We start from the raw sequence: 12,308 nt of genomic DNA, 5'->3' as shown, positions 1-12,308 counted from the left end.
GTATCCTCATCGCAGTCGCAATCCCGGTCTTCAACGCCGCCTCGGCCAACGCTGAGACCAAGACGTGCCAGGCCAACGAGCGTACGCTCAGTGGCGCAGTCCAGCAGTATGTCGCAGCCGCTCCGGGCAACGTCGAAGCCGATGCCACCCAGGCTAACCTCGTTCCGGGTTATCTCCGGGCATGGCCGGTTTGCCCCAAGGCCGCTGCCAATGCTTACACCATGACCGGCGGCATGTACGACTGCGCGGACGTGGCTCACTAGTCACGGGGTCGTCGCACGCAACGCTCTACGAACGCACCAGACCGGGAAGCCGGGGCATCCGCCCCGGCTTCCCTCTTTGTGCTCCCCATCCCATTGCGCCCGCCTGTACGGGTTTCGCCTCGCGGACAGACCGCTGCTAGACTGGCGTCTGAAATCACGCACAAGGCTTAGGCCTGCACGTCGTTGGGAGAACACGTGGCACAGTTCGGCTGGCCGGCACTCGCCTTCGTGCTCGGCCTTGTCTTCGGCAGCTTCGCCAACGTCGTGATCTGGCGCTACCCGCGTGGCGAGTCGCTCTCGTTTCCGCCGTCGCGCTGTCCCGCGTGCGAACACCCCATCGCCTGGTACGACAACGTTCCGGTGCTGTCTTGGCTGGTGCTTCGAGGCCGCTGCCGTGGTTGCGGCGGTCGCATCTCGGCCCGCTACCCGGTGGTCGAGCTGTCCTCCGGTCTGCTGTGGCTGCTTGCGTTGGTGCTCTACGGACCCACACTGCGCACACTCTTCGCTATCGCCTTCTTCTACCTGTTGTTGATCCTGGCGATGATCGACCTGGACACGTATCGGCTTCCGAACGCGCTCGTAGGTCTGCTGGCCGGCGTGGGGGTGGCTGGCGTTATCACGTCATTCGTGGCGGGCACATCGGCGCTTCCGCTGCTACTTGCCGCTGAGGGGCCGCTATCCAGCCCGGTGCTCTTCGCGGTTCTCGGTGCCGTGGCGGCATCGGGTCTGTCTTTGGGCATCGCGCTCGTTTACGAGCGTACGCGCAAGCGCGAGGGTTTCGGCATGGGCGACGTGAAGCTTCTGGCCGCGATGGGCCCCTTTCTTGGTTTGTACACGCTGCTGGTCCTGTTCGCTGCGAGTGTGATCGGGGCGTTTGTGGGCGTTGCGGCGGCCAGGCGCTCGCCTGATGGGCTTGCCGCGCGCGTCCCCTTCGGCCCCTTTCTTGCTCTCGGTGCCGTCATCGTCACGGTGTTCGGTCCCGCCGCATGGGATTGGTACGCATCCTTGTTGGCGTGATGCCTGTCACAGAAGTGCGCCTTGGGCTGTCAAGTCCGGCGCTGCGCTGCCGATATAGGAAGTGTGGGACTGCGCGTTCGCGCGGCGCTCGCGCAGATGCTGTGCGATCAGGGAGAGGCGAGCAGCGATGGGTAAGCTGAACAGAAGCGACGGGTTCTCGTTGGCTGAGGTCCTTTTTTCGGTCGCAATCATGTTCTTTGTGCTGACGGGGATCATCGGGTTGATGGGCGTGTCGTCGTCGATGACCGTCCAAGCCAAGCAGAAGACCGTCCTCGTCAACGCCGTCGCCTCGGAGATCGACCGGCTGCGCGGTCTGCCCTTTGATCAACTGGTATCCGGCTCTACTCAGCGCGATTACAGCGGGGTTCTCGTCGATGTGAACATGACCGTCGAGACGAAGTCCGCCGGGGGGAATGAGTACTACAAGCTCGTCAGGATCACGGCGACAGGAGAGATGCAGGGCGAGACCCTCAGCTACTCTACAAGCGTTGTGATCCGCAATCCCAGCAACAACATGACGCTTGACTCCGATCCCGATGCGCCTACGATCGCGTTCACCGCGGATGCCCCGACTGCCGACGAGGTTTTCTTCGCGGGCGAACGTCTCGGTGGCGGCGCCATCATCCTCAAGACCCGCGCTGACAGTCCGTCGGCCTCGCTCAGTGAGATCCGCTACCAGGTAGCCGGGACGACACTGACGCAGGGCAACGGCTCGTCCGCGATCTTCACCCCGACCAGCAACCCGTACTACGCTTCCCCAACCTGGAATACGGCGGCGGGCTCGCTCGCTGACGGCTTCCAGACGGTGACGGTGACGGCGGTCGACAGCGAACAGCGCACGGCATCGGTCAATCGCCGCTTCATCCTGGATAACACGCCCGCGCTCGCGCCGGGAATACCAAGCGGCATCGGTCTTGATTCGGCAAGCGTGCGGTTGACATGGGACGCGGCCCGTGATGGCGGCGCCGGTGAGGATCCGGCGGCCTGGTTCTGGGCAAGCCAGTATCAGTATTCGGTCTATCGGCAGCCGCTGACGGGTACCACCTCGCCGTTAACGTGGCCGTTGGCCGTGCAGAGCACGACTCCGGCCGCAGCGACCGTCGCTGAGGCCATCCTCAACAAGGGACCCCTCTCCAGGGATACGTCGGTGACCGTTTCAGGCCCGGCGCTCACGCGCGCATCACCCCCGTTCAGCCGGTTCTTCGTTCGCGTGCACTCCGGCAGGCCGCGCGGCATCGGTGAGTCCTATGCGGATTCGACGAGTCTCGTGGTGACGCGCCCCGAGCTGATCTGCGACTCGAGCGCGCAAAGCACGGTGGCTTACGGTTCGAAGTCCGGCAACAGGTACGCCACCACACCCTCACTCAAAGTCACGAAGCCGAACTTCCCCTTCACGGGCACGCCGGTCTACAGTGTCAGGTATCGCGTGCCCGGCGGCGCATGGACGGCGTGGCCTGTCACCCCCATCACCGTGACCCAGAACTCCGGCTACGTCACGCTGTCCTCTGCGGCATGGTCGAACGGCGCATTGGTGGCCTACCAGTTCCAGGTGACGATCACGGGCATCACGCCGAGCGGCTACGCCGGTGGCACCGTGCTGCCGGCGATGGAAACCAACATCGGCAAGGTGACGGTCGCCCCGGCGGCGAATACGACCCGCAACCTGTCGGCCGATTGGGGGATGTAGTGCGCTGGCGCAACGACAGCGGGCTCAGCCTGACGGAGTTGCTGGTGGTTCTTGCCCTGATGGGGTTTGTCTTGGCGCTCACCTATATGAGCATCGACTTCGGCTACCGCTCACAGGAAGTAGCGGAGGCACAGTCCCAGTACGCCCGCGATGTGAACTATCCCCTCCAAGCGATGGACCACTCGTTCTCGCAGCGGGTGGCGGTGAGCGGATTCGTGATGAACGCGAATACCGCGACGATCCGGCTGCCCAGCACCTACACCACGGGCTTCCCTCAAGAGCATACGTTCACGGCCAACACCGACGGGACGCTGACTCAGCAGATCCATACCGTCAATGGCGCTACCCGCACGCTGGTCAGAACGGTGATCCTCTCGCGTACCAATGCGAACCGCTCGAGCAACACGGCGCTGTTCGCGTACTACAACGGTAGTGCCACCGCGACGAACGCGGCGATCATCGACAACGTCCGAATCACCGTAGTGAGCAATCGCGGGAGTGCGACGTTCAGGGACACCCGGCGTGTCTACTTCAGGAACCAGTAAGCCGACAGCGAGGGCTGGATGATCATGATGACCACACGCAGAGACGCTCAGGGCGGATTCGCACTCGTCTTCACGATGGGGGCAGTGGCGCTGATAACCGCGGTCTCACTCGGTGGCTATGTGCTGGCGAGCCAGACGCTCCACGAATCCGTCAAGGGCATGGAGTTGAACCAATCGTACCAACTCGCGAGTGCGGGTTTGGAGCAGGAGCTCTCGTTCTTCAGCCTCGACAGAATCGATCAGTACCCCAAGACGGTGACCCGGGACGGCGGGACCTACGTTGCACGGGTCGTGCCCGTCGCGGGTAGCACGGGTGTGTACGAGCTGAGCGTCGTCGGCACGGTCGGCGACAAGAGCGAAGAAGTGCTCACCCGTTTCCAGTACCTGAACCTGTGGGACATGAACATCTCGGGCGGCGCCGAGTCCTCCATCGGTGTGCGCAACGGCTTCAACGGCAACTCGACCATCATCGGCTCCCTCTACGTCAATGGTGACATGGAGTGGGGTTCTAACAGTGATATGTACGGCGGCCCGGTCTTCATCAAGGACGGCGAGTGGACCGCCAAGGGCAGCGCAGGTGTGGGGACGTCAACGAATCGCGTGGACGCGTACGGGCCGGTCCCCACGGGCGGCAACTACTACACGAACCTGAAGGGTTCGGCGCCCGACCTCACCATCCCGACGATATCCAGCGCGAATATGGCGCAGTACGAAGCGGATGCCGACGTCGTCTATCCCGGCGACTTGACGCTGGGTACCCCGTTCGGTACTCCCGGCACCGATCCGATCGCCGTTGATGGGGCTGGCGTGCTGTGGATCAGGGACGGCGCGGTCATCTACGTGAAGGGGACCGTCACATTCGCCACCAATATCAGCGGCTATAAGGGCGCCGGCACCATCGTGAGCGAGGACGGCTTCATCGTACAGGGTGAGATTCGTCCCCTGAATGGCTTGACGGAGACCCTCTACGGTAATGCGCTCCCGAAGATGGACGCCGGCAACTGCCTCGGACTGATGTCGCCAGGAGACCTGACGTCAACGAAGGACAGCGACTGGGTCGTTGCCGCCGTCTTCCTGAACGGCAACTACAATGTGCCCAACAACGCTCACAACAGTTTCCGTGGCTCGATGATCGTGAACAGCATCAACATCCAGACCACCGGCACGCTGCTGTGCAACCAGCCGGGGCTCGGAGACATCGTCCCTAACGGTATGCCGGGTCTGTCCGGCTTCACCGCTCGCGGGGACTGGGTGCGCCGCTGATTGCGCCGGTAGTTGTTGACATCCCTCGCAGTTGGTATCATTTCCGCGGGACCATCGCAGCAGTAAGAGACGAAGCACACTACGCAGCAGTGATTGTGGACGAGGGAGGAAGCGTTGGCTCCTGTCGGGCTCGGCTTGGCACAGCCTCCGATCGGCCTGGACATCGGTACTGATTATGTCCGGGCTGCTCGCGTGCGCCCAGGTTCCGGAGGGATGGTTCTTTCCGGGTACGGGCGTTCCGTGATGCCCTTCGGCGCGGTCGTCGAAGGGGAGATCGTCGACCCCCAAGCTGCCGCATCCGCAGTCTCGCAACTCTGGAAAGAGGCCGGCTTCCGTCAGAAGGAAGTCGCCATCGGCATAGCCAACCAGAAGGTCGTCGTTCGTCTGATCGACCTACCGTTCATGGAGAAGGCCGAGCTGGCGGGCGCCATCCAGTATCAGGCGCAGGACTACATCCCGATTCCCGTGGAAGAGGCCATCCTCAGCTACGAGATCATCGGCGACTACATGACCCCCGCTGACGAACACATGATGGAAGTCCTTCTCGTGGCGGCATCGCGCGACATGATCAACGGGGCGGTCACCACCGTCGAGGCCGCCGGCCTCAAACTGGAACGTATCGACCTCACCGCGTTCGCGCTGGTTCGCTCTCTCATGGGCATCGACAGCGCGGTGCTTCCCGATGACGACGCGGGCGGGGCCACCGGCCTCATTCACATCACGTCGGGTCTGACTAACATCGTCGTGGTGGAGAAGGGCGTACCGCGATTCACCCGCGTGTCCGCGCTCGCCGGCAAGCAGTTCACCCAGGCAATAGCCAACGTGCTGAACCTGACCTACGACGAGGCCGAGGATCTCAAGATCCGCGTCGGGCTGCCCAACGTCGACGGATCGCCACTCGCCATACCGGGAGTAGATGCGGAGATGGCCCAGGTGGCCCAGCAGGCCCTCGAGCGTGAGACGAATCGCTTTATCGGTGAGGTCCGGCGTTCAATCGACTACTACCTCACGCAGGCGACTCAGGTGCGGACGATTCGCCGCATCATCCTCACGGGATCAGGCTCCATGCTGCGCAGTCTCCCGAACTATCTCGAGAAGGGCCTGCAGACCAACATCGTGCTGGGCGATCCGCTCGCCCGCATCGTCACACAGCCGGGCAGCGAGAACGTCGTCCTCGCCGACCGAATGGGCTGTGCGCCCGCAGTCGGGCTGGCGCTTGGGGGGATCGCGTAGATGATACGCATCAACCTTCTACCTCCGGAGATCATCGAGCGCCGCAAGTACGAGCGCTTCTATCCGTACGTCTTCATCGCAGCGGCGGTACTCGTGGGCCTCGTGCTGGTCGTGTGGGGCTACCTTCAGTTCGTCGCGTCGGCCCGCTCATCTGAACTCCAAAGCATCGAACAGACGGCCGCCGACCTGCGCAAGCAGGCGGACAGTCTCGCGGTGTTCGAGCTCAAGGAGCAGGATGTGGCCGCACGGCAGGAGGCCGCCACGGTGGCGCTCGCGGGGCGCGTGGACATCGGGCGCATCGCCGAAGAAGTCTCACAGGTACTCCCCGAAGAAGTCTGGCTGACTCAGGTTCGGCTGACGGCTCCGCCCAACGGCGTGCCTGGGGCTCCGGCCGAGGAAACGTGCCAGTTGCTCGGCTTCACTCCCGGATCCGAGGGCACCTCGGTCAAGGGTGGGTTCAAGTCCGTGGCCGCCACGCTCGTACGTGCGGCGTCTTTGACCGATTCTCTCTACAACGTGTGGCTCGCTGAGGCCGTCGAAGAGGCCTTCGCGGACTATCAGGGCATCGCGACCGACTTCGAAGAGGTACCGGGCGTTCGGTTCGACATCAGCGCTTCTACCGTGGTTCCTGGTGTGGCGCCCGGCACGGTGCAGGCGACCCCATGAACCTGAATCCGAGGAACAGGCTGATTCTGACGGCCGTTGCTGCGGTGTTGGTGGTCGTGGCGTTGGTCGCTGCGCTGGTGGTCCCCGCGCTCAACCAAGGGCGGGAGTTGCGGGTCAAGATCGATGCTGCGACGCAGGACGCCGATGCGGCGAGCTCGCTGCTTGAGCAGAGGGGCGCGATCAAGGACCGTGCCGCCGTCACCGATGCGCAGCTTCTTCAGCTGGCGGTCGCGGTGCCGGAGAACCCGGATCTGCCCAGTCTGATAATCGATCTACAGGACCTCGCATTTGACTCCGGTGTCCGACTGACCAGCGTCGTTCCCGGAGACCCGCTGGGAGTCGAGGGCCAGCCCCACATCCCGATTCCCTTGACTCTGAAAGTGGTCGGCCCATGGGCTGATACGGTCGACTACCTTCAGCAGCTTCGTCGCCTGCCGAGGCAGTTGCGCATCATCAAGATGCTGTCCAACGTCGCCCCAGAACCTGATGCCGATGATCCGGCACCCACTGACATCAAGGTTCCGCCGTACTATCAGGTCTCCACGGAGGTCTTTGTGTACGCCTACGTGATTCCGGCCGGAAGCACGACAGCCACGACCGCACCCGCGCCCGCGCCCGCACCGGCGCCGGCGCCCTAGGTCAGGGGACTGATGGTGGTAGGACCGTTCAACACACCCGATGCTACGACTCAGGCTCCGCAGGCTGACACGCCGAAGGCCGGTCTGGCCGGCTTCCTGGCGACGACGGCCGGCAAGATCGTCATCGGTGGGGCGATCGTCGTGATCATCGGCCTCATCCTCACGGTCATCGCGTTCGTCTTCATCTTCAACGCGGCCACAGATATCATCGTGAACACCCCCGGCGACGTTGTGGTCACCACCCAGACAGCCGAGACGGATGTCGCCTCGCAGCGTCGCGACCCTCGTTTGTCCGACACCTTCGCGTTTCGAAACATCTTCGCGCCTACGGTTAAGCCTTCGGCGCCGCCATCGGAGTCCGTGGATGCGACCAGCCTTGTTCCGACTGACCTTCCGCTGGATACACTATTTCTCGCAAGCATCGCTACGGTGGACGGCCAGCCGGTGGGGACCTTCTTCTGGAATGGCGCGGAGTTCCAGGCGGGCGAGGGCGACGTGCTCATCGGCACGCCGTGGAAGGTCATCTCCTTGGACGGCAACACCGCGGTCATGCTGTACGGCGACAGCCAGGTGACACTGACGGTGGGTCAGGGCAGCTCCAAGTAACCGCCCGCTCACGGCTTTGCTAGAATCGGCGCACGCGATCACACCCCATCCCAGAAGGGCCCGCGCATGCGCTACACCACCGCTGGCGAGTCTCACGGGCGTGTTCTCACCGCTATCGTGACTGCGGTTCCCGCAGGGATTCCTATCGACACGGCCGCTATCGACATCGATCTGGCGCGGCGCCAGGGTGGCTACGGGCGCGGCGGGCGGCAAAGAATCGAAACAGACCGAGTATCCGTGCTGTCCGGCGTCCGGTTCGGGCGTTCGATCGGCGCGCCGATCGCGCTGGCGGTTGCGAATCGGGACTGGGACAACTGGACCGATGTGATGGCCGTCGCGGGAGAGAAGCCCGACGGCGTGCGCGTCACCCAGCCTCGCCCGGGGCACGCCGACTTGGCGGGCGTGCTCAAGACCGGCTCTGACGACACGCGCGACATACTTGAGCGGGCGAGTGCCCGTGAGACCGCCGCTCGAGTGGCCGCCGGAGGCGTGGCCAAGGCGTTCCTCGACTGCGTGGGCGTGCAGGTTCGCTCAGTGGTCACCTCGGTCGGAGGGATCGATGCGATGGTGCCGGACGATCCTGCCGACATCGACTGGGACGCGGTGGCAGACAGCGACGTGAGCACCTCAGACGTTGATGCGGCCGCCCGGATGAGGGTGGCCATCGACGCGGCGCGTCACGACGGCGAGTCGCTCGGCGGCACGTTCGCCGTCTTCGCCACGGGCCTCGTGCCCGGTCTTGGTTCCTACGCCGAGGCCGATCGCCGTCTCGACTCAGCCCTTGCGGCCGCGATCATCTCCATCCCCGCCATCAAGGGAGTTGAGTTCGGCGACGGGTTCGCTTCGGCGACCCGCCGCGGCAGCGAGGTTCATGACGAGATCGTATGGCACGAGGGCTCCGGCTACGCGCGCACGTCGAACCGGGCGGGGGGCATGGAAGGTGGCATGTCGAACGGGGAGGCTCTCGTGGTGCGTGCGGCGATGAAGCCGATTCCGACGCTCATGACTCCACTTTCTAGCGTGGATCTGGATTCACATGAGGTCGTTGACGCCAGCAAGGAGCGTAGCGACGTCTGCGCTGTGCCGGCCGCGGCCGTGGTCGCCGAGGCAGAAGTGGCGTTCGTGCTAGCCCGTGCCTACCTCGCAAGCTTCGGAGGCGACTGCCTTGAAGATATCGTCTCAGGCGTCGAGCGCTACCGCGGACGGATCGCGCGATGAGGCGCGGACACATCTTCCTCGTCGGTTTCATGGGTTCGGGCAAGTCAACGGTCGCGTCGGTCGTCGCTGACCGTCTTGGTATACCGTGTGTCGATATCGATCAGCGCATCGAGGCCCAGCAGGGAGCGAGCATCGCTGAGGTGTTCACCGTTTCGGGTGAAGCGGCCTTCCGCGCGCTTGAGACTGAAGCGCTGCTCGCTTTAGAGGGCGTCGAACCCTCGGTTGTCGCCTGCGGTGGGGGCGTCGTACTGTCGCCTGAGAACCGCGCGGCGCTCAAGCGCATGGGGATCGTCGTGTTACTTGAGGTCAGCGCAGCCGAAGCCATCGCCCGCATCGGCGACGTGACCACGCGCCCTCTGCTTGCCGGAGGTTCGGGCACCCTGGCGGCGACGACCCTACTGCAGGCGCGCGAAGGACTGTATCGCTCGGTGGCCGACGTGAGCATCCAGACCGGTGGCCATACCCCCGATGAGGTGGCGACCGCGCTGCTCGCTAAGGTGGAGGATGTTTCGTGAGTGATCGCAGGGTTCGAGTCGACATGCCGACAGGCGGCTACGACGTGGTCATCGGCGACGGAGCGATCGAGCGCCTCGGGTCGCTCGTCCGTGAGTGCACCGGCGCTCAGACCGTGGCGCTCGTGAGCGACGAGAACGTCGCCCAGACGTACGGCATGCGCGCCGATATCTCGCTTGCCCGCGCGGGGTTCAAGGTCGTGTCGCTCACGGTACCTCCGGGCGAATCGACCAAGGAGTGGAGCCTTGCAGGTGAGCTCCTCGAGGCCCTCGCCGCCAAAGGGCTCTCGCGGGAGGATGTTGTGGTCGCGCTCGGCGGAGGCGTCGTGGGCGACCTGGTCGGGTTCGTGGCCTCCGTCTACCTGCGGGGGGTCGATTTCGTACAGGTTCCCACCACACTACTTGCCATGGTCGATTCGTCGGTCGGGGGAAAGACGGCAGTCGACCTGATCGCGGGCAAGAATCTGGCCGGGGCGTTCAAACAGCCACTGGTGACGGTTGCAGACACCGCAACGCTTGCCACGCTACCCGATGACGAATGGCGCAGCGGACTGGCCGAGGTCGCGAAGACGGCGGTGCTTGACGGCGAGGAGATGCTCGGGTGGTTTGAAGGCGCGTCCGCCGATGTGGTGGCGCGTGAGCCCGGCGCGGTGGCAGAGGCGGTCGAGCGCTGTGTGCGCTTCAAGGCGGCGGTGGTCGCCCGAGACGAGCGCGAAGAGGGCCCGCGCGAGTGCCTCAACTACGGTCACACGTTGGGCCATGCCGTCGAGAAGGTCGCAGGCTACGGCGTCTTCACCCACGGAGCGGCGGTGGCCGAGGGTATGCGCTTCGCCGCGCGCGTGGCAGTCGAGGTTGCGGGGGCCGACAAAGAGTTCGTGCTACGGCAGGACCGCCTCTTGGACGCGCTCGGCCTCGGACCGCTCGACACCAAGGTGATGCCCGGCCTTGTGCACGACGCCATGCGCGCGGACAAGAAATCGCGGGCCGGCGCGGTGCGCATGGTGCTCATCAACTCGCCCGGTGAGTGGCGCTGTGAGGTCGTGCGGAGTAGCGTTATCGACGACCACCTTGTCGCGTGGGCTGCCACGAAGAGAAAAGGGGAGGACGCGTGAAGAGAATCCTCGTCATGAACGGCCCTAATCTGAACCTGCTCGGTACGCGCGAGCCGGAGGTCTACGGCTCCACCACGCTTCCTGAGGTCGAGGCCGCGATGGCGGCGCTGGCCGATGAGATCGGCGTTTCGCTGAGCTTCGTGCAAAGCAATCACGAGGGTGCGCTGGTCGACGCTCTCCATGAGGTTCGGGGCGAGTGCGACGCGGTCGTATTCAACCCGGGCGCGTTCACGCATTACTCGTACGCGTTGCGCGATGCCGTCGCCGCGTCGGGCCTGCCCGTCGTGGAGGTGCACCTCTCAAACATCCATGCACGCGAGCAGTTCCGTGCCACCAGCGTGATCGCTCCTGCCTGCGTGGGCCAGATCTCGGGCTTCGGCGTCGAGAGCTATCTGCTTGGGCTGCGTGCTGCGGCTCGAATCGTCTCGGCGGACCGGTGAGCCAGGGTCGCATCAGAAGCGTAAGGACACGGCTTGCGGATAGCGGAGCGGACGCCTTCGTCGTGACCGATCCGGTCAACATCGCCTACCTGACGGGTTTCAGTGGTGTCTTCGATGGCGAGGATGCGCATGCCGTTGTAGTGGACGCCGAATCCACGCGCATCTACACCGACTCGCGCTACTTTGAGGTGATGTCCGGCGCAGCCGATGGCACGTGCTGGGATGTGATCAAGGTCCGCGAGAACCTCTACCTCACCCTGTGCACCGATCTGGTCGCCAGCGGGGTAGGAACGCTGACGCTTGAGTCGAGTGTGGCGTACGGACGCTTCAGGTTCATCTCAGAGCGGTTCGGCGGCGCCGTGGAGGTGGTTGACGGCTGGGTCGAGGAGGTCCGGCAGGTCAAAGAGCCGGGCGAGGTGGCTCGAATCGCCGCTGCCGCCGCGCTGGCGGACCGCACCTTCGACTTCATCCTCCCTCGCCTGGTGGTGGGTGCGGTTGAGCGCGACATCGCCCTCGATCTGGAGGTCTTCATGCGTCGCGAAGGCAGCGAGGGCGTGGCGTTTCCCCCGATCGTGGCCAGCGGCCCCAACTCAGCACTCCCGCATGCGCGAGTGACGAGGCGTGCGTTTGAGGCAGGCGACTTCGTCAAGCTCGACTTCGGGGCGTGCGTCGATGGCTACTGCTCCGACATGACACGTACCGTGGTGGTGGGTTGCGCCAGTCAGCGACAGCGTGAGATCTACGCCGCCGTGCTCGCCGCCAACCTCGCCGGCATCGATGCCGTACGACCCGACGTGCCGGGCAACGTCATCGATGCCGCGGCCCGCGCCCTCATCGCATCCCACGGCTTCGGCGAGCTGTTCGGCCACGGACTCGGGCACGGCGTGGGCAGGGAGGTCCACGAGTTGCCCAACGTCGGCCCGCGCGCCACCCGCAGCGTTCTGTGCGGTAGCGTCATCACCATAGAGCCGGGTGTCTACGTCGAGGGCTACGGCGGTGTTAGAATTGAAGACTTGGTAGTCGTCGAAGACGCAGGCGCGCGCCTGCTGTCTCACTCGACGAAGGACCTGATAGAGACCGGATAGCCGGCGCAGGGCGCGCCGCGTAC

14 protein-coding genes are annotated in these 12,308 nt (G+C 64.6%); all 14 read left to right on the top strand.

The features are described 5' to 3' along the window. A partial coding sequence (locus tag U1E26_05750) for a hypothetical protein (GenBank protein MDZ4169141.1) occupies positions 1-263 on the top strand: 263 nt, incomplete at its 5' end. Between the two features lie 195 nt (positions 264-458). After that, positions 459-1,280, top strand: coding sequence for a prepilin peptidase (locus U1E26_05745; GenBank protein ID MDZ4169140.1), 822 nt, complete (start codon positions 459-461; stop codon positions 1,278-1,280). Between the two features lie 127 nt (positions 1,281-1,407). Further along, entirely contained in the window at positions 1,408-2,967 is a 1,560-nt protein-coding gene (locus U1E26_05740; protein MDZ4169139.1) for a hypothetical protein, read from the top strand. Then, complete coding sequence (locus tag U1E26_05735) at positions 2,967-3,512, top strand: prepilin-type N-terminal cleavage/methylation domain-containing protein (protein ID MDZ4169138.1); 546 nt, start codon at positions 2,967-2,969, stop codon at positions 3,510-3,512. The genes U1E26_05740 and U1E26_05735 overlap by 1 nt, the downstream gene beginning before the upstream one ends. Before the next feature lie 18 nt (positions 3,513-3,530). After that, entirely contained in the window at positions 3,531-4,775 is a 1,245-nt protein-coding gene (locus U1E26_05730; GenBank protein MDZ4169137.1) for a hypothetical protein, read from the top strand. Positions 4,776-4,889: 114 nt separating this feature from the next. Further along, the gene (gene pilM / locus U1E26_05725) at positions 4,890-6,008 is read left to right on the top strand and encodes a type IV pilus assembly protein PilM (protein MDZ4169136.1); all 1,119 of its coding nucleotides are present in this window, start codon (positions 4,890-4,892) and stop codon (positions 6,006-6,008) included. Further along, positions 6,009-6,674 carry a hypothetical protein gene (locus tag U1E26_05720; protein MDZ4169135.1) on the top strand — a complete coding sequence of 222 codons (666 nt, stop codon included), beginning with the start codon at positions 6,009-6,011 and terminating at the stop codon, positions 6,672-6,674. Further along, positions 6,671-7,312, top strand: coding sequence for a type 4a pilus biogenesis protein PilO (pilO, locus tag U1E26_05715; protein MDZ4169134.1), 642 nt, complete (start codon positions 6,671-6,673; stop codon positions 7,310-7,312). Before U1E26_05720 ends, pilO begins: the two co-directional genes overlap by 4 nt. Positions 7,313-7,324: 12 nt before the next feature. Then, a complete protein-coding gene (locus U1E26_05710; GenBank protein ID MDZ4169133.1) occupies positions 7,325-7,918 on the top strand; it encodes a hypothetical protein in 594 nt (197 codons plus the stop codon). 66 nt (positions 7,919-7,984) lie between these two features. Further along, a complete protein-coding gene (gene aroC / locus U1E26_05705; protein ID MDZ4169132.1) occupies positions 7,985-9,136 on the top strand; it encodes a chorismate synthase in 1,152 nt (383 codons plus the stop codon). Continuing rightward, positions 9,133-9,651, top strand: a complete 519-nt coding sequence (locus U1E26_05700) for a shikimate kinase (GenBank protein MDZ4169131.1) — start codon at positions 9,133-9,135, stop codon at positions 9,649-9,651. Before aroC ends, U1E26_05700 begins: the two co-directional genes overlap by 4 nt. Beyond that, the gene (aroB, locus tag U1E26_05695; GenBank protein ID MDZ4169130.1) at positions 9,648-10,760 is read left to right on the top strand and encodes a 3-dehydroquinate synthase; all 1,113 of its coding nucleotides are present in this window, start codon (positions 9,648-9,650) and stop codon (positions 10,758-10,760) included. The genes U1E26_05700 and aroB overlap by 4 nt, the downstream gene beginning before the upstream one ends. After that, on the top strand, positions 10,757-11,200 hold the full coding sequence (gene aroQ, locus U1E26_05690) for a type II 3-dehydroquinate dehydratase (protein ID MDZ4169129.1): 444 nt from the start codon (positions 10,757-10,759) through the stop codon (positions 11,198-11,200). The genes aroB and aroQ overlap by 4 nt, the downstream gene beginning before the upstream one ends. Next, complete coding sequence (locus tag U1E26_05685; protein ID MDZ4169128.1) at positions 11,197-12,285, top strand: aminopeptidase P family protein; 1,089 nt, start codon at positions 11,197-11,199, stop codon at positions 12,283-12,285. The genes aroQ and U1E26_05685 overlap by 4 nt, the downstream gene beginning before the upstream one ends. Positions 12,286-12,308 lie beyond the last annotated feature (23 nt).

It is taken from the genome of Coriobacteriia bacterium, assembly GCA_034370385.1.
In the GTDB taxonomy this organism is placed as follows: Bacteria; Actinomycetota; Coriobacteriia; order Anaerosomatales; family PHET01; genus JAXMKZ01.
This window is presented reverse-complemented; position numbering and strand designations above follow the sequence as displayed.